Genomic DNA, 25,484 nt, shown 5'->3' with positions numbered 1-25,484 from the left:
TCGCCGGTGGTAGCAACCGTTGTCCAGTCGCGGTTCCGGGCACCTGCGCCGCCAGTATAGCGAAAACCGGATGGGTTCAGCTATGAGGCAATCCGTACGGCGGGACCCTGGGCGGTTGGCGGGTTCGGCTTCGCGCTGAGCGGATGCGGTGGTATACTCCGCTCGCACGAGGAATCTGTGGAGTTCGACGACCAGCTGTCGCAACATACTGCTTCGACCTCTCCGACGCCCGAGTGCGTCGGCGCGCCGCCTCCTCCCGTCTACTACAATCCCAAGTTTTCTCGGCTGATCACGTTGCTGTCGGCGGTGGTGTTGCTCGCCTCGATCGGGGTGGTCGTGTGGCTTGCGTTCGAGGTGCCGCGGCTCGGCCGCGTGGCCGATGCGGGCCGGGCGCTCGACCACATGGTCGGCCGCCTTATGGACACTGAGGAGGGGTTCAAGACACTGCCGCCCTGGGAACGGTACCTCTACGAAATGACGATGGGCAGCGACGTCAACGAACGGACGCAGGCAATCGAGTGGTATCAGGAATTGGTGGAGGAGTCGGCGGATCCCATGGCCGATTTGCACCTGGCCATTCTCGAGGGCGAGGATGGGCGACTCGACGATCTGCGTCGAAAGGTGCCGCAGTGGGAACACCTGGGCGAGCCGTACCCCTTATACGCGGACCTGATCGCCTCGGGGTATTTGCGTGGGCATCTGTCTCCGGACGAAGCGCTGGACCTTCAGGCGGAGCTGGCGGAACAACCTATCACGGGATGGTTTTATGGGCGGCTGGCGACCCATCTCGCGGAGGTGTCCGGTGACCGTGCGCTGCTGGCGACGCTGCAGGATTCGGCCAATGCCAGAACCGGGGCGCTGTTGTGGCGGTCGCGCGCATTCGCCGTGGCGGAGATCTGCTTGATGGTGCTGGGCGGTACCGTGCTGGTGCTGTGGTTTGCGCGCCGGGGGCGAACCGATATGATTCGCGTGGCTGCCTCGGAACTACCGCCTCTCTGGGCCGGCAGTCTGGGCGTCGCGGTGCTGTTGCGCGGCGGAGCGATCGGGGCTTTGCTGACGATGGCGTTTCTTTTCGCTTCCGCCGATTACTCCTCGGTGCGCGTGTTGGTGGTGCCGCTGTCGAACCTGCCGCTGCTCGCGCTGGCCTATTACCACCTGCTTAGGCCTCAAGGACAATCGTTCGGGGGCGGATTTGGCCTGCGCATCGAGCCCCATCATCTGGGCAGGCTGCTACTGGCTGTCCTGGCTGTGGTCGCGGCGGGACTATTGGGAGAATGGGTCATGGGTCGGATTGCCGAGCCTCTCAAACTCTCCAGTCACTGGACCGAGTGGTTCGATGCGGATCTTGTATGGGCGCCGCCCTCGGTGCTGGTCATCAGCTTGATGGAATATGTGGTGTTCGCGCCTCTGTTCGAGGAATTGGCGTTCCGAGGCTTGCTGTTCGGCGTGTTGCGGCGCCGGTTTCAGTGGGGACCGGCGGCGGCGACGAGCGCGGCGATTTTTGCGATCGCGCATGGGTACGGAATCATCGGTTTTTTCAGTGTCTTTTGGAGCGGGATTGTGTGGGCCTGGGCCTATGAGCGGACGGGAAGCCTTTGGCCTGGCATGATCGGCCATGCGATCAATAATCTGCTGGTCTGTCTCAGCGTGATGGCGCTGTTGCGGGCGTGAAGGGAGAGAGCCGATACCGACGGCCTTATGCGCGTCGGCGGACCGTGACGATCAGGATTTGAGACGGTTTCCGGCTCCCGTTTCGCCAGCAGTGCTGATGTCTAGCCGGAATGCAGGCAGCATCTCCACGCTTTAATTGATGGATTTCCTCTCCCAGCGTCAGTTCAACGCTCCCCTGCAAAATCACGGCTAACTGCTCTCCGGCTCTCGTGTAGGGTTTATGCCCACTTCGCCCTCCGGGTTGAATCGTAATCACCATCGGCTCCAGCTGGCTGTCCTCACCGACGGGTCCCAGAGTTTCGATCTTGGCGCGCGACCACTCACTCTGGACGACGGGCCTGGCGTCGGCGCGAATGACGGAGGGGGAGGATGGGGCGAGGGCATGGAAGAACTCGCCCAGCGTCATGCCGAGGGCAGAGGCGATTTTCTCGGTGGAGGCAATCGAAGGGGATGCCTGACGCAGTTCCACCTGTGAAATGAAGCTGGGGGAGAACCCGCACTTGTCGGCCAGCGTGCGGACAGACAAGTGTCGGGACTTTCGGAACCGGCGAAGAATATCGCCGACGTGGGTTTCCTTAATCGGCGTCGCTGCGCCTCGGTTGGAGGCGCGTGCGGATGAACGTGCAGCCATCGTAGAAAGCCAGGACTCCAGGGCGTGAATCGGGGTGCAGATCTATCATGTTTCGCGCCCGTCCGCAACCGCCGCACACAGGCGGTATGCGTCTTGGCCGAAGATGAAGATTCGGGGTGCCGGGGAGGTCGCGCGAAGCATGTGTCCAGCTATGCTGTACATGCGTCCAGTAAGATGCTAGGTTGAATGACGATGGGAGGTGATGCTTGTCGAGGCGAACGCTGTGGCGACAGGTAGGGAGAGAATCTCCGCCTCGGCGCGGGGAACCGATCCAGCTGCGGACTGAGTCCATGACGGGAGCCGGCGTGCGGATGTTGAAGGATCGATCGGTTCAGGTGACGGTGACTGTGTTTGCGGTGGCCTTGGCCTTGTTGTGGTCGACCGGCGTTACGAATTTGCGGCACCTGTTTGACGATCTCATCGCGGTGTACCTCTTGCTCTGGGGCGCCTATGCGTTTCTGTCTGATCTCCCGCGTGCGGAAATCCGTCAACGGTTCACGTTGATGACAGCCGCCGTGCTCGTCGGTCTGGGTTGCCTGGAAATTCCCGCTGCTGTGGGATGGGTGGACTATAGAGTGCTTCTGCCTTCAGCGACCGTTGAGCTCTGGACGAAACCTGGGTATGTGCAGGACCGCGAACTCATATGGGTCCGTAAGCCCTTTTCTCGGGTGGCGGGGACCTTGGCCCGCGGAAACATCGGGGAGGCCTTATGCGTGGATCGAGAATCCGGCACCAGCTTCGATGTGCAATATGACGCCCACGGATTTCGCAACTCCCCCGATCTCAAGCAGGCTGATTTAGCGGTGATCGGGGATTCCAACGTCGAGGCTCCGATGGCGGCGGACGCGGAATTATTCACGAACCGACTTGGGCGGCAGTTGAACCGGAGCGTCGCGAATTTGGGCCAACTTGGATACAACCCCTACCAGGAATTGGCCGTACTCAGGCGCTACGCGCTCGATCTGAAACCGAACACGATCGTGTGGGTGTTCTTCGAGGGAAACGATCTGGCCGAGATGCGGTTGTATCCCGAGCGTCGAAGGATGGTGGAGGCCCGTACCCAATTTGACGTGCTCTGGGACCGGTCGTTCATGCGGAACCTTCTTGCCGCGATCGTTGCGCCGCGAACTTGTGTGCCGCACAGCCGGATTCAGCAGCAGTTCGGCAAGGTTCGAGATGAGCAGGGGCAGACGCAGCGGATGTACTTTGTGACGCCTCTTGACGAGGTGTCGTCATCCGATTCGCAGATGCTGCAGGAGACTCGCCGAGTTTTGGAAGTGGCCTATGCACTGTGCCGCGAGCGGCATATCGACTTCGTGGTGGCATTCGCTCCGGCGAAATTTCGCGTCTATCGAGACGTCGCGGATTTCAGTGAAACCGGCGATGTCATGAAACACTGGGGCCTCAACGACTTGCCCGAACGTGTGCGGTCACTTGTGGGTGCGATCGATCCCCAAATCGGATTCGTGGACCTCACTGCCGCTCTGCGTCGGGAATCCGTAAAAGGCCGGCTGACCTATTACTTGGATGATACGCACTGGACGGCGGCAGGACATCAGGTGGTGGCGGATGCGTTACAGGAAGTCCTGCGTCCTCGCTCGGAAAGGTGAGAACCGCCAGCCGGGCCGGTGAAGTCTCTCAGGACGGGGAACGAGGCTGCGATTTCTCCGGACGCTCGATGCACTCGATTGCACGATATAAGTCCGCATGGCGAAGGTCGTAGCCCAGGGAGCCGGCGAGTTTTCTATTCGAGATCCGTTTGCCGGGATCCCGTCGATCCCGGGCTTCGCTTGGCACCACTCCCCATCGCGTACGTGCTTCCTCGCAGATTTCACGCCAGGCGCGAGGTTGGCCGTCGCTGACATTGTAAGTCTCGCCGCTCTTCCCGCGCTCCAGTGCGCGAACGGCAATCTCAGCAAGATCTTCCACATGGATGAGGTTGACGAGCTTGTTGCTTGGGCCGACACGGCCTCGGCGGATCCAGTCCAGCGGGTTTCTCCCGGGCCCATAGATACCGGCAACGCGCAGAATCACGGCTCCATATTGAGTCCGGAGATGTTCTTCTCCTTGTACGCGGGGAAGCGCGTGATCGATTGGCGCCGATTCATCCAGCCAGGGGATCGGCCCGCTGGCCGGCTGGGAGTTCGCATCATAGGCCGAGGTGCTACCCAATACGACGAGAGGGCGTCCGGGGAGACAATGTGTGTGCGCAAAGGCTTGGACCTGCTCCGGGGGCGTCGCGGGAAAGGTCCAAATGAGGCCAGCTTCTTTGGGAATCGCTGTCCAGGTCGAGGGGACAGCCAGGTCAAACCGCAGTCGTCGATCAACCGGGACGTAGGGTAACTTCACGTCTGGTTCACGGCTGGTTGCGCACACGTGAATGTGGCGGCGTCCCAGGAGTTCGAAAATTACGCGACCGGTATAGCCTGACCCGAGGATGACGATCGGCGGTATGCGCATTCGTCCATCTTACCCGAACAGGGGCCTCATTTGCCGTCGGTGGGACAGCCGGCAGACATAGTTCCATTGCAGGTGATCATGCTAAGATGATCCCCCTATGCCGGTATGTTCATTTCAGAGAAGGCCGTCACGGGCTTCTTTCGAACCGGATGCGGGAGCGCCCCGGTGGCGGGAAGAGCTCATTCTTGCTGCCGGCGGAATTCTTGCCTGCTTGTTTTTTGTCCTGGATCTGCATCTTCCCTTAGGCGTAGCCAACGGGGTTCTGTACAGTCTGGTGGTCGTGCTGGCCGGCGTCTCCGAGCGACGTACGCTTCCGGCATGGACCGCGTTGGCCTGCTCGATCCTGCACATGGTTGGGACCGTCTTAGGACCTTCCTTGCCTGGACTCCCGACGTGGTTCGGTTGGGGCAACCACCTGCTAGGACTGTTTTCCATTTGGGTCCCTGTGCTATTTGTCTTTCAACGTCGGCGTACGGAAGCGCTCTTGAAGGAGGCCAATGAGCGGCTGGAGCAGCGCGTTTCCGAACGGACGGCGGATCTTGCGGAAAGCCGGTTGGCGATTCAGCGCAACGAAGTGCAGTTGCATGCCCTCACCGGCAGAATTCTGACGGCACAGGAGGAAGAACGCCGGCGGATCGCGCGGGACCTGCACGACGATGTGAATCAGCGATTGGCCATTCTCACGCTCGGGCTTCAGGGCGTTGAACGGCGGAACGGATCGGTTCCCGACGAGGTGCAACGCGAAGTCCGCAGCGCGCTACGGGGATTGGCTGCGTTGTCAGACGATGTGCGCCACATGGCGTACCGGTATCATCCGTCGATCCTCGATGATTTGGGGTTGGAAGCGGCGCTGCAACGGTTGCTGGATGAGTTTTCGGCGAGAACGGGGATCAAGACTCTCTTCGTCCGACAGCCGCTTGATCCGCCGCCGGGCAAATCAACCGCCACAGCCCTTTACCGTGTCGTGCAGGAGTGCTTATCCAATATCGTGCGGCATGCCGACGCCTCTCGGGTGGAGGTCGAACTGACCGGAGGCGGAGAGGAAGTTGAACTGGTGGTGCGGGACAACGGAATCGGATTCCAACCGCAAGTAGGCGAACCCGCGCAAGGCGGCCTGGGTCTCTTGAACATTCGGGAGCGGCTACTGGCGCTGGACGGGCATTGTCGCATTGAATCGGCGCCGGGGCAGGGCACCACCGTCTCCGTGCATGTGCCGATCGGAGAGGTGCATCCATGACCAAGCCTCGTGTCTTGCTGGCGGACGACCATACCCTGGTGGTCGAAGGGTTTCGGCGATTGCTGGAAGATCAATGCCAGCTCGTTGGCACGGTCGGGGACGGCCGCTCGCTGCTCGACGCGATCCCGCAACTCAAGCCCGACATCGTGATACTGGACATCTCCATGCCGGTGCTCAATGGTATCGATGCGGCCCGTGTCCTCAGGACCAAGCACCCCCAGATCAAGATTGTGTTCATCACCATGCATGCCGATCCGGCCTACGTTCGGGCAGCCTTTGAGGCCGGGGCGTCCGCCTATCTCCTCAAGCGCTGTGTGGGGGAGGAGCTGGCGCAGGCGATGCGTGCCGTGCGGAGCGGGAATTTTTACGTCACCCCCCTGATCACCAAAGAGGTGGTCGAGGGAATGCTCCGCGGTGGAGACAGTGCTTCGGCAATGGGGCCTGAGCTCACTACCAGGCAGCGGGAAGTGCTCCAGCTCTTGGCAGAGGGCCATACCGTCAAGGATATTGCCGGAAAATTAAGGATTTCCCCCAGAACGGTCGAGTTTCACAAGGGGCAAATCATGGAGCAGTTGAACCTCCACAGTACCGTCGAATTGGTCAAATATGCCATGGCACAGGGCCTGACCGGTCAGCTCTAGTCCTCCCCTTCTTTCGACCCTGTTTCACACAAAATACCAGCCCATATGCTCGTATCTTTACAGGCATAGACCTCGTGTTTGTACGCGTGTGGTTAGTCCTACAGGGGCCTAACATACCCATCCATTTTCGATCAGCGACTTCGTAGGGAGTTGAGAGAGAAAATCATGCGACCCCGTGTGTTGCTGGGCGATTCGTCCCGGGCCATGTTGGCCTTTATGGAGATCCTGCTCGAGAGCCAGTTTGAGGTGGTTGCGTCGGTCACGGATGGGGAAGCCCTCGTGCTGGCGGCTAAGTCCCTCACCCCTGACCTCGTCGTGCTCGATTTCTCCCTCTCATTTCTCGACGGGCTGTCGGTCGGCCGACGGCTTCAGGAACTCACTCCTACAACCAGAGTCGTCTTTTTCTCGTCCCATGAAGATCCTGTCTATGCGACGGCCGCATTCGAGGTCGGTGCGGCGGGATATTTGGTGAAACATCTGACGGGGGATCTCGTGCATTGCTTGCACCGTGTGATGCAAGGCGAGCGGGTTCAGTGTCCGGAAGGCATCTCGACGCGGACGTTGGCTCCTCGGAAAGAGTGACCCGAAGGAGGATTCGGATGGTGCGTGTCATACCGATGTGTGGTCTCTGCCGGAGGGTGCGAGACGATGGGTCGTCCGGCATGGGGATGATTCGATGGGTGGATTTCCACCACTACCTCGCGCGTCACGTCATCCCACCCTCCCAGGTGCTGTTCTCTCGCGGCTACTGCAACGAATGTTTGACCTCCTACGATATTCTCAAGACCTATGGCATGTAACGACGAGGACTCGTGAATGTGATGAGCGTCGCGATCGGCGCGTGGTGAGGGAATTATGCCGGGTGAGGCGAATGACTCCCAAACATCGACCATCGGCGTGGTGCTGTTCAGCAGCGCTATGCAGTTGCGATATGCGAATAAAGTCGCCGGCGATATGTTGGCGGTGGCGGGCCTGAAGCGACGGGATGTCCTGGACCGTCAGAGTTTTCTCTTCAAGCTGATCCTGTTGGGATCGCGCGTACGCGAGCAGTGGTGGGGCAAGGTCGAAGACCTTGTGGACGTCGATCCGGCAGCCGATCCCCTGCTGCCGGTCCGACGCTTTCGACTGACGGGCATGGCTGTGCACAGCGTCGATGAGGGCGATCGCGATTTCCAGATCTTGGTACTCATGCAAGCGGATGGTGGAATGGCCCCGAGGCCCTTGGCCGATCTCGACCAACAAGTCGAGCCATTGCCCCTTGCGCCCTCGTCGTCCTGTTGAGTTGGGGACTCGCGCCGCGGCTTGAGGTCGCCTATCGTGACCGGTGGTTTCCATTGATGCCGGATGCTACGATGACAACCCATGGCCGTCCTCCCGTTCCATTCCGTCATCGATGAGTGGTTCCGTGGGCGGTTCGGTGTGCCGACCGACGTTCAGATCAAAGCTTGGCCCGCCATTCAATCCGGTGGGCACGTTCTGATCGCCGCGCCGACCGGATCCGGCAAAACACTGGCGGCATTTCTTTCCTGTATCGACAGCCTCTTCCGGCAAGCTCTGGATCGAGACCTGCGCGACGAGACGCAGGTACTCTACGTCTCTCCGCTCAAAGCACTCAGCAACGACGTTCAAAAGAATCTCCAGCAGCCGCTCACGGAGATCGGCCAGGCGGCGATGGCGACGGGGCTGTTGCTGCCGGAACTCCGGGTGGTCGTTCGAACCGGTGACACGCCGATGCTCGAACGGCAGAACATGCTCAAGCGCCCGCCCCATATCCTCATCACCACGCCTGAGTCCCTCTTTATTCTCCTCACGGCGGAGAAGAGCCGCCGGATGCTTCGCACCGTACGCACGGTCATTGTGGACGAGATTCACGCGGTGGCACCGAACAAGCGGGGCTCACATCTGGCCCTGTCACTCGAGCGGCTGGAAGCTCTGACCAGTGCTCCGCCCCAGCGCATCGGGCTTTCGGCGACGCAACGTCCGATCGAGACCGTCGCGCGATTCTTGACAGGAGACCGGGCGTTGCCGCTCGTGCAGCAAGACGCGCCGCTCTTTGACTCCTTTGCGACCCACGAGGGTAAGGGGACGGGCGTGACCATCGTGGATGTCGGCCACCGACGGAAGATGGATCTCGCGGTGGAAGTGCCGAAGGATGAGCTTGGCGCGGTCGCCACCAATGCCATTTGGAGCGATCTGTACGACCGTGTGGCTGAACTCGTGCAAGCCCATCGATCGACGCTGGTATTCGTGAACACGAGGCGGCTGGCCGAGCGAGTGTCGCATTATCTCGAAGACAGGCTGAAGCACCTGGGCGATGGAGTCGTCGCGGCACATCACGGCAGCCTCTCCCGACAGATCAGACTCTCGGCGGAGGATCGATTGAAAGCCGGCGCGGCCCGCGTGGTGGTAGCGACGGCCTCGTTGGAACTCGGCATCGACGTGGGCACCGTGGATCTGGTGTGTCAGATCGGATCGCCTCGTGCGATCGCTACCTGCCTGCAGCGAGTGGGGCGGGCGGGGCATTGGATTCACGCTGTGCCCAAAGGCCGGCTGTTTGCCACGACGAGAGACGAATTGATCGAATGTGCCGCGCTGATCCGGGCCATGCGGGCCGGCCTGCTCGATCGGATTTCGGTGCCGCCGGCTCCGCTTGATGTCCTGGCGCAACAGATCGTTGCCGCCGCTGCCACCCAGTCATGGGACGAAGATGAGCTGTACACCCTCTGCCGACACGCGGATCCCTACCGGGAATTGGCTCGACGCGAGTTCGACGCGATTCTGACGATGTTGTCCGAGGGCATCGCAACCAATCGTGGGCGGAGACATGCGTATCTACACCATGACCGGATCAATCGCCGGATTCGAGGCCGTCGGGGTGCGAGGTTGGCCGCTATTACGTCCGGTGGTGCCATACCGGAAACCGCCAACTATGCCGTGATTGCCGAGCCCGATGGCACGGTGGTGGGTTCCGTCGACGAGGATTTCGCCGTAGAGAGCCTGGCTGGAGACATCATTCTGCTCGGCAACACCTCCTGGCGGATTCGCGGCGTCGAAACGGGCAAGATGCGTGTCGAGGACGCCCACGGCGCACCGCCGACGATCCCATTCTGGCGGGGGGAGGCGCCTGCGCGAACGGCCGATCTGTCGGCCGAGGTGGCCGGTCTTCGGGTGGAGATTGCGAACCGGTTGGATGAACGGGCCGAGTCGGCTTCGATGCTCCGGTCGTCCGCCGCAGCCTGGTTGAAGGCCGAATGTGGACTAGATCAACGCGGCGCGGAGCAGGCGGTACTCTACATTGCGTCCGGACGAATGGTCCTTGGGACTATTCCGTCACAACAGATGGTTGTCGCGGAACGGTTTTTCGATGAGAGCGGGGGGATGCAGTTGGTGATCCACGCGCCGTTTGGCGGCCGGGTGAACCGGGCGTGGGGCTTGGCCTTGAGAAAGCGGTTCTGCGTGACGTTTGATTTCGAACTGCAAGCGGCGGCAACCGACGAAGGGTTGGTCCTCTCGCTCGGCGAGCGTCACAGTTTTCCGCTGGACACGGTCTTTGCCTTTCTCAATGTGAAGACAATACGGGAAGTTCTGGTGCAGGCCGTCCTTCAGGCGCCGATGTTCATGACCAGGTGGCGCTGGAACGCGGCGCGAGCGTTGGCCCTGTTGCGCTTTTCCGGCGGCAAGAAGGTGCCGCCGCAGATTCAGCGGATGCGGGCCGAGGATTTACTGTCGACGGTTTTTCCGGACGCGATCGCCTGCCAAGATAACTTCCAGGGGGAGCGGACCGTGCGCCAGATTCCCGACCATCCGCTCGTGCAGGAAACGATCCGAGACTGTTTGACCGAGGCGATGGACATCGAGGGATTGGAAACGGTCTTGCGGGCGATCGACGAGGGCACGATCCGTTGTGTTGCGGTGGATACGCCGACCCCGTCCCTGTTCTGCCATGAGATTTTGAACGCCAATCCCTACGCGTTCCTCGATGATGCGCCGCTGGAAGAACGGCGGGCCCGCGCGGTTGAGATGCGGCGAAGCTTACCGGCCGAACTGGCCGGCAGTCTCGGCGCCTTGGACCAGGCGGCAATCGACCAGGTAGTCGAGGAATCGTGGCCGGTGGTCCGCGACATGGATGAGGCGCACGATGCCTTGTTGTCGTTGATGTGGGTGCCCGGCGAGTCAGCCCAGCTTTGGATCCACTATTTCCATGAGCTCGAGCGGAGCGGCCGCGCATATCTCCTATCGCCTCCCGTCTCACGTCTGACGTCCTCCGAGGCCTCAGGCTGGATCGCAGCAGAAAACCGGGAGCGAGTTGCGGCCTGCTTCATCACGGGTGATGAGGCGACGGTCGACGCGATCGTCTTAGGCTGGATGGAATGCATCGGCCCGACGACAAGCGCCGAGCTGGCTGCAAGGATTCATGTGTCTCCGGATGATATCAACGGCGCGATGCTGCGACTCGAATCCCAGGGGCAAGTCTTACGGGGGCACTTTCGTCAGGCGCCGGAAGGGAGCGGGGGGATACGGGATGGTTCGGCTGAAGCCTCAGGACTTTCGTCTCAGGAGTGGTGCCATCGCCGACTTCTGGCGCGAATCCATCGCTTGACCGTCGGCCGGCTCCGCAAGGAAATCGAGCCGGTTACCGCGGCCGAGTTCATGCGGTTCCTTTTCCAATGGCAACATGTCTCTCCCGGCGCCAGGCTGCACGGGGATACCGGAGTGTTGGAGGTGGTCAAGCAGCTTGAAGGGTTTGAGGCTCCCGCCTCGACCTGGGAGCCGCATCTGCTGCGCGTGCGGGTGGCCAAATATGATCCTGTCCATCTCGACCGGCTCTGTCTCGGCGGGACCGTGATGTGGGGGCGGCTCACGCCCCCTCCGAAGCTCCTCCAAGAATTGGGGGGCATGGCAGGGCGGCGTGTCGTGCCGACACGGGTGGCGCCGGTCAGTCTCTTCACGAGGGACAACGCCTCGCTGTGGCGAGGGCTTGCTATGCAGAATGTGGAGGGGATCGATCTCGATTCGAGATTGTCGTCGGTGGCTCAAGCGATTCGCACGATGTTGCAGTCCCGCGGAGCCAGCTTTTTCGACGAGGTCCTGCATGCGACGCGGCTCCTGCCCGCCGAGGTGGAAGAGGGGTTGTGGGAGTTGGTCGCGGCTGGGTCGGTAACGGCCGATGGATTCGACAATCTGCGGGCGCTCATTGACCCGAAGCGGCGGCGAGCGGACAAGGGAGATCGAAGTCGGCGACCTCGGCATGTCGGCGGGCGATGGTCGCTGCTCAGGCCTGCTGAACGCCATCAGCCGTCAGCGCTCAGCCAGATGAGTCCCAATGCACCACCGAATGCACCACAGTCATCATCGGCCAGCGAGCATCTCGCCCGGCAACTCTTGCGCCGGTACGGCGTCGTGTTTCGTGATTTGTTGGGGCGGGAATCGCTCGTGTCGGCCTGGCGGGATCTGCTGGTCTGCTATCGGCGTCTGGAAATGGCGGGGGAAATCCGTGGCGGTCGATTCGTGTCAGGATTTACCGGGGAACAGTACGCACTGCCGGAGGCGGTCGAAGCCTTGCGCGCGGTGAAGAAGCAGGGCTCGACTACCGCTTCGCAAGAGATCAAGCTGTGTGCTGCCGACCCGCTGAATTTGGTCGGGATCATTCTGCCAGGGGCGCGTGTGCCCGCCATTCCGACGAATTTCTTGATTGTTCGCGACGGCCAGGTCGTAAGGACGGAGTTGGGGAAGGATTCGAAAGGCCAGGCAGCCGTTCAGCGGCTACAACGTATCTTGTGAAGCGTCGTTAATAGTTTGTTCAAGAGTGGGTTTGCAGTCTCGCTTGCAGCGCGATGACGAATTCCGCTCCCTGCCCGTGCCATGAACCGTACGGTCCAGGCTCTCTTTTCCGTCGAGATACGAGTCACGAACCACCGACGTCGCGCCCCGCTATACCGGAATCGCCAGCAGCGGGCATCTGGCCCCGCGCAGAACCCGTTCGGTCGTGCTGCCGCGGAGAACATCCAAGAAGCTGTCGCGGCCTTTGGTCGTCATCGCAATCAGGTCGACATCGAACTCCTCACCGGCCGCCAGAATCCACTCCACCGGATGACCCTTCCCGAATAATTGCTCGAAGTGCCAACCCGCTCGTTCCGGGAGCGTCAGCACGGACGCCCCATCCTTTGCTCCTGCGTGGACCAACGTAAACTCAGCGGAGGAGCTACCCAGGCTGGTCACGAGGGCCTCAGCCATATCGAGCGCCGGTTGCGAGGGGATGTCGGCGGAGATCGGGAGGAGCAGCCGGTTCAAGGACGTGTGACCGTCCTCCAGCGAGACGAACCCCTGCACGTGATTTGGGACAAAAAGCGTGCGCACATGGGCTGCCCGCAAAACCGGTTCCGCCACAGGGTGGTGTGACCAACGAGTGATTCCCTCATGCTGGTGGGTCGTCAACACCATCAGGTCCATGGCATGTGAACTCAGATGGTCGAGAATGGCGAGTTTCGGATTGTCCGCCAACGCTCGAACTTTCTTGATCTGAAGTCCGAGGTCCACGACGTCACGCTTGGAACTACCGGCCGGAAGGACGCCCCACCGCTCCAGCGTCGGGCGCACGCGAGGAAAATCTTCGAAGCCCTCCGGCTCCACCGTCGGGTCGACGTGCATGATGGTGAGTTCCGCTCGGTGGAGCAGTGCCAGCTTGAGTGCATGGGCGAAAGCCACCTGACTGTCTGGGGAAAAGTCCGTGGGATGGAAAATACGTTGGAGGCCGACGGCATCAGGGATCGTGGTCATAGGGATGACATTCCCCCGATGCGGCCGGCGATGCCTGTTGGCGACATCCGACGTCGGTGCATGCGTCTCAGTGCGTGGCGCCCTGTTCCCGGAACCGATGGACTAACTGATCGGGCGAGCGGTCGCCGGCGGCGCGCCCCGTTTCGTAGGAGACCTGGGCGTTGGGCGAGAATTGGCCCGGATTCGGCATGTCCAGTAAGGTTTCCAGCGAGGCCAAGTATTCTCCGCGTCCCCGGGCGAGGTCCGTTTCAAGGTTCTCATGGCTATAGGCGGCAAAGGCAGCGATCTTGTGTTCCGGCTTCAGTATCCCGTCTTCATTCCACCAGGTACGGCCGGAGGTGGTGCCGGTGATATTCGAGGTCGTATCGGTCGTTTCTTTGAAGGTGGCTTTGAAACTGCAGGCGGCAAAGAGTAGTGGGACACAGAGTGTGCTGAGACATGTGGTGATGCGAGAAGGCAACGCGCGCATTTCAAGGCTCCTTCCGTCAAGGTCGTCCGGCCCTTCGATTTCGGCGCACTATACCACACTCCGGTAATTTTGTAGCGCGGCGCCAGGCCGGTATCGAAGGGAGACGCGCGGTCAGGATTTGCGGGGGCGCGGTGTTGCGGAACAGAGTGCGAGGGGGAAAATATAGTTGTGCCCTGGATTCGACGGCGAGGGCAGTTGTAAATACTGAATCGACTCTGCCTCCTGCTGTGGTGACACGGCGGGGGATTTTGTCCAGCGCGTGGCAAGCCGGTCTTCGTGCGTGGGGCGAATCTGTGGGCTACGGTCATCCATCGATGGTGTCCTTTGCGCCGTGGTCTGCGACGCGCCTCGGGTCCGATGCGTAGCAATGTCTCAACTATACCGCAATATCTGAAATTGTCATGTTGCTGCCGGAGTCCTGCGCATCGTACAGACGAGGATCATCGGAGGGCTTTCGTTGACAGACCTTCGGGGAACTATCAAAATGCCTGAGTCGGCGAGAGGCGTATTGAATCGGATGCCGGTTCCCACTCGAGGAGGGGATGAGAATGATGAGATTCGGGGCTTGGTTTACGTTGGGAGCGATCATGTTCTGGGCCGCTGCGGCAGCGGGGGAAACCCTGCCGCTTACGGCAGGGTATTACGAGGTGCAGGTGTCCGGGTTGCCGGGCGGCAGTACCGAGGCGCGTGATCGTTGTCTGACGCCGGAGCACCTCGGCGATCCGGAGGGAGTGTTCACGTATGCATTTGCCAAAAAATATACGCCGCTTCCGGGACACAAGGTGCTGAATTTCTCGGCCCAGAGCGGCAAGATCAGGTATGACGTCGATACCCCGGCGTCGAACATCCACGTCGAAGGGACCGCCTCCGCTACCGAGTTTTCCGTCCTGCGTAGCGCCAAGTCCAAGTCTGGGAAGGGAGTGGCGATGTCGATGAAGCTGGACGGGAAGCGCACCGGCGATTGTGACAAGGGCCACTAACGGAACCTGTCCATGAGGAGGCCGGGTGTGCCCGGCCTCCATCTCCGCCGTTCGTTTCCTCAATTCGACCATAACCGTTGGTACCATTTTCGCTCGCCCGGTGCAGCGGCCGTGTCGATTTTCATCGTGCGCCTGATTTCCTCGATGTTCCAGCCGGTCAGCGATGCCAAGGTTTGAGCCTCGCGTTCGTACCGCTCGCGCAACTGTTGCCGATAAGCCGTGGCGGCCGCGCATTCGTCGGTTCCCACCCAAGGATGACGAAGGATATAGCGGGCCTGGAAGTTGGCGCGGTCTGAGGTCTCCTGGAACAGCAAGTCCTCGGGAAAGTGGGTGGCATCGTAGCGGACGTGGAGGCGGGTCAAGAAAACGTTTTGCCCCTGGGGCACGGCGCCTTTTCCGCTTCGACCGTGACCGTCCTGCCAGAAGACACCCAAGCTACGTAGTTCGTCTGCCGAGAGTGGGTTGGCCGCGCAGGGGTCGCACCAATTCATGTCCCAGGCATACTCCAAGAAGACGCCCCGTTCCTGCTCCCGTTTGACCTGTTGCGTGAACAGGTCGCGGTAGAAGTCACCGAACTTGTCCTTCACGTAGAGGGGAACTTCCTGGGCTTCGGGGAGCCGCACCGTCCGATAGTTCGTCGTCTCCACCCGGCCTTGCTTCGTCAGCATGTAGATGAACAGTTCCTGGGCGCCGTCGGCATTCACAGTCCCCAGCCTGATTGGCAGCATGAATTTCGGTGATTCGAAGGCAATCTGCAGCGGTCGAAGATGCGTCATGCCGAGTTTGGCTTGTTCGCCCAGGTTAACCTTGGCGACAAAGAATTTCATGCCCTGTTTCAGGTAGCTGTGCAGTACGGGGGAAGCTCCGGAGGGGATCCGGTATCCATTTTCCGTCAGCCAGGTTTCCAGTCCGGCGCTTTCTTTCGCCGACAGGATCAGGATGTCGTATTCCCCGACCGTGTATTGCGCCTCGATGGTCACGCCCAGCGCCTTCTCACGTTCACGTGCGGCGGATGCCGCTGGCATCATGTTTTTTGCGGCGCCGAGCGCACGGTCCTCCATCATTTCATAGCGAAGACAAGGATTCGAATCGAAGTATTCCACCAGTCGCGGGGCCGAGTAGTCAGCCAGGTGTTTCATGACGGCCGGATCGCCTATGTGAATCTGTTCCTTTTCGAGGAGTGTGGGAACCGGCACGACCATCGCGAACTCCTTCACATCCCCTTTGAAATCGTTGGCCATGGTAATGACGGTTTTATTGTCATGGCGCGCAATAACAACTTCGGATGCCTTGTTGAAGAGGGAGCTGTCGGCTTTTGCGACATAGAACCCGCAAAAGGCTGAGGCCTCGCCGCTCCAAAGAAGCAGCCAAACCATCAGGGTGAGCATGGGGGGCAGCCAACGTGTCATGAGATCCTCCTTGGTTGTGAGATGGACAGTGGCACTGGAAGGGAGAGAGCCGGAGTTGAAGGCACGTGCCCGATTGAAGGGGCCTTCCATGCGTAGCGGATGCCAGGAAGCCAGCGGTCGATCACGGGGACGAGGGGTGCACAGAAGACCAGTCCCCAGAGCGGACCATTCGGGCGGAAGAATCCGAATTGGACATAGAGGGCGACCAGGGCCACGCACAGTGCGTAGAGGATCCGGCCCGCCCGGGAATCAGGTGTGGTCTTCGGGTCTGAAATCATGAAGAAGGCAAAGATGAGCAAGGCGCCGCTTTGGATTTGGTGCAACGGGATTGTGAGCGGATCGCCGAGCCAGACAGTACGGGCGATGAGGAGACCGATGTAGAACCCGAGAAACGAGATCGTCACGTCGGCCCGAGCGGCGCGGGTCACGACCAGGCTCCCCAAGCAGGCAATGAGGAAGCCGAACCACGCGACCTGCCCCCATTGTCCCGGAGAGATCCAGCCGAGGCCGCTGGCCAATAGGACGGTCAGTGCGAGGTTGGTCGGGTTAAAGATGTGTTTGTCATGCCAGCGGAAGAGAAACTTACTCCCGATCGCAATGAGCGAGGCGAGCACTGCGGCCACGGGGTCGTTGGTGCGGAGCAGGAGGCAGAGCGAAAGAGACGAGATCAGCGCGCTCTTGGGATCAAAGCGGGGCAGTCCGGCGAACCGCGTGCCGGCATACTGTGTGAGCAAGGCTGTGCTGATGGTGATGACGATCTGCCAGGTCGACAGGCCGAAGTCGAGCCGGAACAGTCCGTAGGTTAACAAGGTACTGAGGCTTGCAATTTGGTACAAGCGTGGGTCTTGCCAGTACGATAGCTTGCCTGTTTCTGTCTTCTCGTCGGCGTATCCCATCTCATCCTCCGTTCGCCCGACTTGGCCAATGTGGTCTGGGTCTCACAAGAGGAGATGGGATGAGGCCAGGAATCCTTTCACTTGATGGAGGAACTGCATAAATCCCTGTCAGGTGAAGGTGATCGTTGATCTTGCCGGTGCCTCTCACCGCGTGCCGTGGCCGATGTTGTCCCTCCAACTTTGACCGCAAGAATCGGATGGTACGAGGTTCGCGGCAGGGGTAGGATGGGACTGCCGTTGGGAGTACGCAATGCAAACCATCAGCCCACACCGCGCGTGGCAAGCCGTATTGCATCGCGATCGTCGCTTTGACGGCCGATTCGTGTACGCGGTCGGCTCCACGGGAATCTATTGCCGTCCCACCTGCCCATCCCGGCGTCCTGCCCGGGCATATGTGACCTTCTTCCCGACGGCGAACGAAGCTGAATCGTCCGGCTACCGTGCGTGCCTGCGTTGCCAGCCAGCAGCACCGGGCGGGAGCCGCAGCGACGAACTCGTTACGCAAGCACGGCGCTACTTGGATGAGCATCTGACAGAGCCGGTCACGCTGGCTTGCCTGGCCCGGGAGGCAGGGGTGAGTCCCTGGCATCTCCAACGAATCTTCCGCGAGCGGGTGGGTTTGTCTCCGAAGGCCTATCAGTCAGTCCAGCGTACGGAACGGTTGAAACGGCTCCTGCAGGCAGGCGACACGGTGACCTATGCCACTTACGACGTGGGGTTTGGTTCCGGGAGCCGCGTGTATGAGCGGTTCTGCGCCGAAACGGGAATGACGCCGGGGCGGTTCCGTGCTGGTGGCCGCGGCGTGACACTGCGGTATTCGACGGCCTCGACCGAATTGGGGCGAGTGCTGGTGGCGGCGACGGAGCGTGGGCTCGTCGCCGTCAGTCTCGGCGATGACGACCATTCGCTGCTGGCGTCGTTGCGCGAGGACTATCCCTATGCGGTGGTGTGTCGTGATCGTGTTGGGCTGCGAGGATTCCTGCAGGCAGTGTGTGACAGTCTGACGGGAGAGACGATCATACGTCCGCCGGTGAGTGTGAAGGCGACGGCGTTTCAACGATTGGTCTGGCGCGCACTGCAGGGGATTCCGCGTGGGCAGACCAGGTCGTACCAAGAGATTGCTGATTCGATTGGTTCCCCAGGAGGCGCCCGTGCGGTGGCGAGGGCCTGCGCCGCCAATCCCTTGGCGATTCTGGTTCCTTGCCACCGGGTGGTGCGAGGCGACGGCCGTTTGGCCGGCTACCGCTGGGGTATCGAACGGAAGCGACGATTGCTCGCCTTGGAGCAAGTCTCTTCAGCAGGTCGTGGCCGGCCCAGGCGGGTTGTGGTTTGATTTTCTGCGGTCCCGACTCATAGAATCGCCGGAGCCGGTCCGAAGAATGAGCAGGCGGAATTTTTGTGACAGACATGTAGCGGAAGAGGTTGATCCGATGGGAAGCGTGACGCGGCGGTTGTATCGAGTCGGGCTGATGATGGCGATCATTGGAGCGGCGGTGTGGGGTCAGTGGGCGCCCTCGGCGGAGGCGGCACGGGGTGGGGGCAAGACCGAAGTGCTGCCGATGCAGAAAGCGGCTCCGTCAGTGGTGACGGTGGACCGTCAGGCCAGCGAGCAAGAACTCCGGAAAGCCTTGCGGGAAAAAAACGGGGTTTCTGAGCTGAGCGGCAATGGATCTTTTTCGCGGGCTCCGATCGAGCGATTTGGGTTCATTTCCGCCCGCATGCTGGGAATGGCGCTGGTGACGCAGAGTCCGGACTTGGGGCTGGAGCGGGTGGCGCAGAATAGCGGTATGTTTGAGGTGCACAAACTCGCGGATGGCAGCGGGATGGTCGTGGGATTTGTGGGACGGGACAACCTGGCGGAGCTGACTGCGGCTCAACGGCCGAAGACGTTGCGTCTGGCGCTACACTCAAGCCCAACCGAGAAGGCACCGGTCATCGTGGCGGTACCGATTGTGAAGTTGGTGGCGGACCGTATGCCGTTTCGATTCGATCCCCAAAAACCGGACGGGCCGATGGTATTCGATATGGATCTGCAGGGAAGTGCCAATCGCCAGAAAGCCCAGGGCGGGCCTTAGTCTGCTTCGCCTGCACTCGCAATCAGGGCGCGACGCACTCATCTTCCAACGTTGGTTCGCTCAACGCCTGTAAGGCACGGGCCCCCTTGGCGAGCACGATACCTTCATACACCCGTCGTGCACCGGCCGACCAGGTTGGATTGAACGGCTCCCCGCGGAACGCGGCCTCGGCCGCCTTCTTTTCATCGTACGTCAGGCTACGGGGGATGGCGTCGCTTGTGCTCGAAGCGGCGGTCAGGTTTCCGGTCGGATCAGCGTTGCTGTGACTCAATGCCATGCTGCCTCCTTGTGGATCCGTGAGCGGTCTCTTGCACGTGCTCCCGATGGGTGGTCGTTTCGAAGCGTCTCTTCTTTCTATCTAACATGAAAAGCAATCTTGGTGCCAGGGCTGGTGCTTTAATGGTTGCAAACCTTGATCTTGGCCTACTCCTTGTATGGCGCGGGGAACGGCCTGTTTGACCGGCCGCATTCCACTCCAACCCCTGTGAATCCCTGACGGTTCCGTCAAGACCAGGCGTCACAATTCAGGCTACAGCTGTGTCAATTTCGAGACGGGATCACGTGATCTTGTGCTTGAGCTGCTGCATCGTCGATTCAAAACAGGTTGGGCAGTACCCGTGCGAGAATACCGCTTCGGAATGCTCGGTGATGTAGCGTTCGAATGGGACCCACTGACCGGTATCGTCCCGAATCTTTTTGCAGGCCGAGCACACTGGGAGAAAGCCCTCGAGTCGTTTCACCTTGGCGAGAGCGGCCTGCAACTCGTTGAGCAGCCTCGCACGTTCTTCCCGCGCCTCCTTTTCTTCTGTAATGTCTTGAGAGATTTTCGAGGCGCCGAGGATCGTACCCTGTTCGTCAATAATTGGAGAGACCGTCAAGGCGACGTGACGCAGTTCACCGCGCTTATTCTTTCTCACGGTTTCGAAATGCCGTACGTGTTCGCCGCGTCTGATGCGCGCGAGGATCTCAATCAATTCATCTTTTCGGTCGTCCGGCAGCAACACTGTAATCGGCTGTTTCTTGATCTCCTCGGCGCTATAGCCGTACATCTGCTCAGCCCCGGCGTTCCAGGTGTCGATTCTCCCATCAAGGGACATGCCGATGATTGCATCATCGGACGAGGTCACGATAGCCGCCAGCCGTGCCATTTCCCCTGCAGTGCGACGATAATTTCTGACGAGGAGGGCGGTCACCCAAATGCTGAATAAGGCAAGAAGGCGGTTCGTAATCACGAAAGGAGTCAGGACTTCGGTGGTCGGCAAGGGAAACGTCCCGAGGAGGACGAGCAACGTGCATAGGCTGGACAGTTGTATGGTAGAGTTCGGGCGGGTAGACCGCAGCGTAGAAAAAACAGGTGCGACGTAGAGGACTCCGACGGCGACTCCGGTCGGGGTCAGAATATCGAGCCCGAAGACCAGTCCGGTGATAATGAGCGTCGTCAGGTCGACCGGCGACAGGATGATGATCCTCCGCGCTGACTCAGTCTGCGACACGAGGGGTACAACCTTGAGTGTTGCCGGATTTCAGTTTGTATCATAGGACACTTCGTTCGGGAAAGCGAGGTAAGAATGATTGAATTGCAGTCTCGATCCAGGTTGGTGTCGTTGCCTTCGCCGGCTCGGTGTTTGGTGATGGCATAGCACGACGATGCTTCATTGGTAAGGAAGCGTAATTTCCGGATCATTCGATTCCTTGATTGGCGGGGGAGTCCTACTGAGGAAATATTCTACGGCAGTTACATGGAGCGTTCACCCCAAAGGCGATTTGGCGGCGTAGACTCCAGACTCCTTCGGTGATGCCGGTGTTGCCGCCTGCAGCGAGCTTTTGAGCGGATCCGGCATTGCATCTTCTGCATCCGACGTTCACTAGGCAATATGATGTCCCCGAGGTTAGGGATCTCTTCTGCGGAGAGGCCCTTGACAGAGCTTTCCATTATATGATATTGAGAATTGAAATCAAGAAGAGCGCGCTCCAAAGCCACCGTTTCGCCCAGCGCGCAGACTCATAAGGCCAACGGTCCCACGAGATCAGAGCCCAAGGTTGCCTTCTCGGCAGCTTTGGGCTTTTTTGTTGTCTCTCGCTCGATTGCGAAGGCGGGATTTGAGAAACGGAGCCGGTATGACACCAGTTGGAATGGGAGTGGAGTGGTCAAGGCCGGAGGATTTTCGCCGAAGCGGCTGGCTGATTTCCGTCCTGCTGCATAGCGGTGCCCTTGCCTTAGCGCTGCAAGGTGTCGTCGATCTCCAGCCAAAGCGTGAACCTGCCCCCTTTCGTTGGGATGTAGTGTTGGCGCCCACGCCTCCTCCGCCCCGTTCACCGAGCGACTCGATCCCAGTGGTGCAGCCTCCACCAACGGTCCCGCCACAACAAGCGATGCGGTCCAAGCCAGTGCCAGTCGCCCTTCCGAAACCCGTTGAGCGGCGGGTAGTGGAGCGGACGGCGATGGTGCAGCCGATACAGGCTGCGCAGACCGAACAGCGGCCGATGTCAGTGACGACTCCCGTTGAGCGGGAGGTTGCCGTTGAGACTGCGCCGCCCATTCACGCTGAGCCCGTGGAGACAAGCCACCCAATTCAGCAACTCGCCACTCAGGATCGCCCGATGGGCGAACCCATAGAGCGGGTGATGGTGCGGGAAGCGCGCGAGGCGACCGGTGTGACGCAGGCGATTGTCCAACAGGAGGTTCAGCAGGTCCATGAGGTAGAAGCGAAGGCAATGCCAGTAGCAGTATCAGCGGAGGGCGTCGCGTTACCGCATGAGGTGGCGCAGCAGATTGTGGGTCGGCCCGTGCTCGAGCCGGTAGAAGCGATCACTCAACCGGTGCCGACGGCGGAACCGCCGACCGAAACCGTGACGGTTTTGCCTGTGCCCCAACGACGGGTTGAAACGGTGGCTCCGGCGAAGGCGGACTTTGGATGGCTTGCGGAGTCGCTTTGGAAACGGATTGAGGATCTCAAGCGGTATCCCTCGATTGCTCGGTCTCGCCGTTGGGAAGGTAAGGTCATCGTCGAAGCGGTGATTCGACACGATGGGAAGATCTTGGATTGTCAGATTGCGCAAAGTTCCGGACATGGCGTGCTGGATCAGGATGCCTTGACCGTACTGCGGCGAGCATCGCCGCTGCCGCTCAAGCATCCGCTCGGACGGGATCAGGTGACGATCCTCGTGCCAATTGCCTACCGTTTAGCGGGGTAGAGTGGAAAGTCGTTCACGTGTTCGATCAAAGGAGACACATGATGGGAGAACGGGACAGGACATTCGGTGTTAAGGCCTGCCGGTTGATGGTGCGATCAGGGATCGGGGTATTGGGTCTGCTGCTTTCTGCCGGAGCGGTGTGGGCCGAATCGAAATCGGAAAGATCCTTTCATGCCGTGGCCACCGATGCAAAGGGAATCGAAACCGAAGTCAGAAATCTGTTGTTCTACTGGGAAGAGAAGGTTACCGAGACGTCGTTTGTGCCGCACGAGTTGAAGGAAGTGCCGGTCAAGCGCGGGACGGCCACAATCAAAATCAAGTTCGATGCGATTAGAACCGTCGAGGTCAAGCCTTCGACCGAAGGCGCTGCCACAGCGGTGGCTATTACGCTTCTCGACGGTAAGACCGGCGAGTTCACGATGGCGATTCCCGGCCGATTCAAGGGCCAGTCCGACTTCGGCGATGTGGAGGTGCCGGTCGGAGATCTGAAGAAGTTGGTGTTCAAGTAATGAACCGGGGGCTGCGGACAAGCGCGACCGACCAATCCGCCCGGTCGGCGGAAAGGGCTACGCCAATGACTCGGGCGACGAAGCAGGCTGCGCCACGTTCCTTGCGGCACGACGATGTACGCTGTCAGTGCGGGCAATTGATTGCCCGGTGGGATGAGCGGGGGATCGTGATCAAGTGCAAACGATGCCGGCGGTTTGTGACGATTGCTTTTGCTGCGATCAGGGGAAGTTGTCCCTTCTGAAGCGAACCGGATCGCAGTAGGCGAGATCAGTCGAACAAGGCCAGCGGACTGTCAGTCCAGAGCCCAAGCCTGCGTGAGCAGCCTTGGGCTTTTGTGTGTCCGCAACATAAAGGAGCGATCATGTTGTTGAGGTTTGTGCGGGTGGTGGGCGCGATATGTTGTCTCGTGGCGATAGTGGGGCAAGGAGCGACGGTCTTGGCACAAGACGCGGAAGCGACACCCGCAACGCCGGTCGAGGCCACAGCGGAGGGCCGCGAGGCGCCGCCCTCCAATGCGGTCAAGTTGCCCGAGGTAGTGGTGCAAGGGGCGCAGCAGCGCGACCTGCCTGATCAGGAGGCGGTGAAAGAAATCCCCGGCGTCGTCAATGTCGTGACCCGGGAGGAATTGCAGCGCGCGCGGCCTAAGAATGCCGATGAAATGCTGCGGCGCATTCCTGGGGTGACCATCATGGAGGAGTACGGACAGGGCTTGCGGCCGAACATCGGTATCCGTGGCCTCAATCCCACGCGCAGTCGCAATGTGCTGGTTTTGGTGGACGAGATCCCCGTTCAGCCGGCCCTGTTCGGCGATCCGGCCATGTACTACATGGTGCCGATCGAACGGGTCGATCACATCGAGGTCATCAAGGGTGGGGCGAGCGTGCTCTACTCGCCGAACACGCAAGGTGGATTGGTTAATCTTGTCACGAAGCATATTCCGTCTTCGCCGAGCTTTTCTACGACCAACACGTTCGGCAGCTTCAATATGTTTCAGAGCAGCACGACCTACGGCGGGCGCTTCGGCAATCTCGGGGCGCAGATGGGCTACGTACGGCGGCAGTCCGATGGGTTTCGCGAACATGGTGCTTCGCAATTGGACGACTTCACCTTCCGCTTGGAGATGAATCCGGACCTCCGCACCCGCGTCGTAGCGAATGTCGATTGGTACAACGAAACCTCGCAAACGCCTGGCGGGATCACGCCGGCGCAATTCGCGGCTGATCGAACCAGGGCAGGCAAACTACTCGATGAGTTCAAAGGGCAACGGGGCAGCATCGACGTGACCGCCATGCATGAGTTCGACAGCCATCACACGAGCAAGCTCATCGTCTACGGGAACGTGTTCGAACGCAATTGGTACATTCAGGACCAGAGCGGAACGACCGGAGCGCTCCTGCCGACCAGCACGAACTTTCTGCGCAAGTTCAACGTATTCGGCGTGGTGCCGCAACACCAGATCACCTACGGACTGTTTGGGCAGGAACACAAACTGATCATCGGCGGGCGATACCACGCTGAGCGATTGACCGACATCACCGGCATTGGGACGGCCGGATCCAAGATCTCGCGGACGACGAACAATGCGGATTTGGAAGCGATTGCCTATTCCGCCTACGTCGAAAACGTTCTGCGCATCACCGATCGATTGACCTTGACGCCGGGCTTTCGCTTCGAACAGGTCAACCAAAGCCGCGAAACTTTGAATGCCATTCCCCCGGCGACTGTGCCGAACTTCCGCAGTTCCTCCACCACGCAGGGATTGGTGTACGGAACCGGCGTGAAGTACGACCTGCCGATGGATCTGTCCCTATTCGGCCATATCCATACGACGTTTCGTCCACCGACGTTTGCGAACGCCATCGATCCCACCAACGGTGCGGATCGGGATCTCGCGGCGGAGCGAGGATTGAGTTCCGATATCGGCCTGCGCGGGCAAGTGGTGCGGGGTGTCACGGCGGAAGTCGCGTTGTTCCGCATCGACTTTTCCAACCAGATCGTGCAGGAGGGCAGCAGGCTCGTGAACGGTGGGCGGACGGTACATGAGGGCATCGAGAGTTCGGTGATCCTGGATGGAGGACAGTTGGTCGAACCGCTCGAGGGATTTGTGGCTCGGGGAAATATCACGCTGTTGCGGCCGAAGTCACTTTCTGGTGCCACGGACGGAAAGGATCTGCCGCTGGCGCCTCGGATGACCGTGTACGGCGCACTCGGGTACTTCCATCACAGCGGTCTTTCCGTCGAATTGGATGCCACCTATATCGCAAGGCAATTCACGGACCTTGCCAATACCACACCGGAGAATGTCCTTGGCACCGTGGGGGTCATTCCCTCCTACACACTGTGCAACCTGCGGCTGAACTATGAGCCGCCGAATTCGCGATGGGCGATTTTTGCCGGCATTCGCAATTTGTTCGACGAAGCGTTTATCGCCCAGCGACAGACCGCGAGCTTTGTGGGAATCCAGCCGGGGGAAATCCGAAATTTCTACGGCGGAGTCTCCGTGAGATTCTGAACAGCACGGCAGCAGGAATGA

The 25,484-nt window shown here is 60.3% G+C and carries 22 protein-coding genes; 14 read left to right on the top strand and 8 right to left on the bottom strand.

Features of this window, described 5'->3' with window-relative positions; translation table 11 throughout:
* Positions 1-177: 177 nt before the first annotated feature.
* Positions 178-1,671, top strand: a complete 1,494-nt coding sequence (locus KF814_05510) for a CPBP family intramembrane metalloprotease (GenBank protein MBX3235589.1) — start codon at positions 178-180, stop codon at positions 1,669-1,671.
* A 25-nt stretch (positions 1,672-1,696) separates the two neighbouring features.
* On the opposite strand, the gene KF814_05505 is transcribed toward KF814_05510, so the two are convergent.
* Positions 1,697-2,302 carry a helix-turn-helix transcriptional regulator gene (locus KF814_05505; protein ID MBX3235588.1) on the bottom strand — a complete coding sequence of 202 codons (606 nt, stop codon included), beginning with the start codon at positions 2,300-2,302 and terminating at the stop codon, positions 1,697-1,699.
* A 290-nt stretch (positions 2,303-2,592) separates the two neighbouring features.
* Here KF814_05505 and KF814_05500 point away from each other — a divergent pair, with 290 nt between their 5' ends.
* Complete coding sequence (locus KF814_05500) at positions 2,593-3,912, top strand: hypothetical protein (protein ID MBX3235587.1); 1,320 nt, start codon at positions 2,593-2,595, stop codon at positions 3,910-3,912.
* A 28-nt stretch (positions 3,913-3,940) separates the two neighbouring features.
* Here the strand turns inward: KF814_05500 and KF814_05495 are convergent, their stop codons facing one another.
* Positions 3,941-4,762 (bottom strand): hypothetical protein, encoded by an 822-nt coding sequence (locus KF814_05495; GenBank protein MBX3235586.1) that lies wholly within the window; start codon positions 4,760-4,762, stop codon positions 3,941-3,943.
* A 97-nt stretch (positions 4,763-4,859) separates the two neighbouring features.
* On the opposite strand from KF814_05495, the gene KF814_05490 reads away from it, so the two are divergent.
* The 6 genes from KF814_05490 (at position 4,860) to KF814_05465 (ending at position 12,421) form a co-directional block, all read left to right on the top strand.
* Positions 4,860-5,999, top strand: coding sequence for a sensor histidine kinase (locus KF814_05490; protein MBX3235585.1), 1,140 nt, complete (start codon positions 4,860-4,862; stop codon positions 5,997-5,999).
* Positions 5,996-6,640 carry a response regulator transcription factor gene (locus tag KF814_05485; GenBank protein ID MBX3235584.1) on the top strand — a complete coding sequence of 215 codons (645 nt, stop codon included), beginning with the start codon at positions 5,996-5,998 and terminating at the stop codon, positions 6,638-6,640. The genes KF814_05490 and KF814_05485 overlap by 4 nt, the downstream gene beginning before the upstream one ends.
* Before the next feature lie 165 nt (positions 6,641-6,805).
* The gene (locus KF814_05480; protein MBX3235583.1) at positions 6,806-7,222 is read left to right on the top strand and encodes a response regulator transcription factor; all 417 of its coding nucleotides are present in this window, start codon (positions 6,806-6,808) and stop codon (positions 7,220-7,222) included.
* A gap of 17 nt (positions 7,223-7,239) precedes the next feature.
* Positions 7,240-7,440 carry a hypothetical protein gene (locus KF814_05475; GenBank protein MBX3235582.1) on the top strand — a complete coding sequence of 67 codons (201 nt, stop codon included), beginning with the start codon at positions 7,240-7,242 and terminating at the stop codon, positions 7,438-7,440.
* A 55-nt stretch (positions 7,441-7,495) separates the two neighbouring features.
* Entirely contained in the window at positions 7,496-7,921 is a 426-nt protein-coding gene (locus tag KF814_05470) for a hypothetical protein (protein MBX3235581.1), read from the top strand.
* 81 nt (positions 7,922-8,002) lie between these two features.
* Positions 8,003-12,421, top strand: a complete 4,419-nt coding sequence (locus KF814_05465; protein ID MBX3235580.1) for a DEAD/DEAH box helicase — start codon at positions 8,003-8,005, stop codon at positions 12,419-12,421.
* A 150-nt stretch (positions 12,422-12,571) separates the two neighbouring features.
* Here the strand turns inward: KF814_05465 and KF814_05460 are convergent, their stop codons facing one another.
* Both KF814_05460 and KF814_05455 read right to left on the bottom strand, forming a co-directional pair.
* Positions 12,572-13,417: a universal stress protein gene (locus KF814_05460; GenBank protein MBX3235579.1), complete on the bottom strand. Its 846-nt coding sequence runs from the start codon at positions 13,415-13,417 to the stop codon at positions 12,572-12,574.
* 67 nt (positions 13,418-13,484) lie between these two features.
* Positions 13,485-13,886 carry a DUF3015 family protein gene (locus KF814_05455; GenBank protein MBX3235578.1) on the bottom strand — a complete coding sequence of 134 codons (402 nt, stop codon included), beginning with the start codon at positions 13,884-13,886 and terminating at the stop codon, positions 13,485-13,487.
* A gap of 548 nt (positions 13,887-14,434) precedes the next feature.
* On the opposite strand from KF814_05455, the gene KF814_05450 reads away from it, so the two are divergent.
* Positions 14,435-14,866, top strand: a complete 432-nt coding sequence (locus KF814_05450; protein ID MBX3235577.1) for a hypothetical protein — start codon at positions 14,435-14,437, stop codon at positions 14,864-14,866.
* Positions 14,867-14,925: 59 nt separating this feature from the next.
* Here KF814_05450 and KF814_05445 read toward each other — a convergent pair whose 3' ends face one another.
* Together KF814_05445 and KF814_05440 are read right to left on the bottom strand one after the other, a co-directional pair.
* Positions 14,926-16,275, bottom strand: a complete 1,350-nt coding sequence (locus tag KF814_05445) for a DUF2330 domain-containing protein (GenBank protein MBX3235576.1) — start codon at positions 16,273-16,275, stop codon at positions 14,926-14,928.
* Complete coding sequence (locus tag KF814_05440; GenBank protein ID MBX3235575.1) at positions 16,272-17,171, bottom strand: RnfABCDGE type electron transport complex subunit D; 900 nt, start codon at positions 17,169-17,171, stop codon at positions 16,272-16,274. Before KF814_05440 ends, KF814_05445 begins: the two co-directional genes overlap by 4 nt.
* A 250-nt stretch (positions 17,172-17,421) precedes the next feature.
* On the opposite strand from KF814_05440, the gene ada reads away from it, so the two are divergent.
* Together ada and KF814_05430 are read left to right on the top strand one after the other, a co-directional pair.
* Positions 17,422-18,504 (top strand): bifunctional DNA-binding transcriptional regulator/O6-methylguanine-DNA methyltransferase Ada, encoded by a 1,083-nt coding sequence (ada, locus tag KF814_05435; GenBank protein MBX3235574.1) that lies wholly within the window; start codon positions 17,422-17,424, stop codon positions 18,502-18,504.
* A gap of 97 nt (positions 18,505-18,601) precedes the next feature.
* Entirely contained in the window at positions 18,602-19,246 is a 645-nt protein-coding gene (locus KF814_05430; protein MBX3235573.1) for a hypothetical protein, read from the top strand.
* A gap of 22 nt (positions 19,247-19,268) precedes the next feature.
* On the opposite strand, the gene KF814_05425 is transcribed toward KF814_05430, so the two are convergent.
* Both KF814_05425 and KF814_05420 read right to left on the bottom strand, forming a co-directional pair.
* The gene (locus KF814_05425; GenBank protein MBX3235572.1) at positions 19,269-19,523 is read right to left on the bottom strand and encodes a hypothetical protein; all 255 of its coding nucleotides are present in this window, start codon (positions 19,521-19,523) and stop codon (positions 19,269-19,271) included.
* Between the two features lie 280 nt (positions 19,524-19,803).
* On the bottom strand, positions 19,804-20,739 hold the full coding sequence (locus KF814_05420; protein MBX3235571.1) for a PAS domain S-box protein: 936 nt from the start codon (positions 20,737-20,739) through the stop codon (positions 19,804-19,806).
* Between the two features lie 625 nt (positions 20,740-21,364).
* Between KF814_05420 and KF814_05415 the strand changes: the two genes are divergently transcribed.
* The 3 genes from KF814_05415 to KF814_05405 all read left to right on the top strand — a co-directional run bounded on the left by KF814_05415 (position 21,365) and on the right by KF814_05405 (position 25,463).
* On the top strand, positions 21,365-22,441 hold the full coding sequence (locus KF814_05415) for a TonB family protein (GenBank protein MBX3235570.1): 1,077 nt from the start codon (positions 21,365-21,367) through the stop codon (positions 22,439-22,441).
* An 86-nt stretch (positions 22,442-22,527) separates the two neighbouring features.
* On the top strand, positions 22,528-22,950 hold the full coding sequence (locus KF814_05410) for a hypothetical protein (protein MBX3235569.1): 423 nt from the start codon (positions 22,528-22,530) through the stop codon (positions 22,948-22,950).
* 362 nt (positions 22,951-23,312) lie between these two features.
* On the top strand, positions 23,313-25,463 hold the full coding sequence (locus tag KF814_05405) for a TonB-dependent receptor (protein ID MBX3235568.1): 2,151 nt from the start codon (positions 23,313-23,315) through the stop codon (positions 25,461-25,463).
* Positions 25,464-25,484: the final 21 nt, after the last annotated feature.

This window comes from Nitrospiraceae bacterium (assembly GCA_019637075.1).
In the GTDB taxonomy this organism is placed as follows: domain Bacteria; phylum Nitrospirota; class Nitrospiria; order Nitrospirales; family Nitrospiraceae; genus JAHBWI01.
The sequence above is the reverse complement of the archived record's forward strand: the minus strand, read 5'-3'. Positions and strand labels throughout refer to the sequence as shown.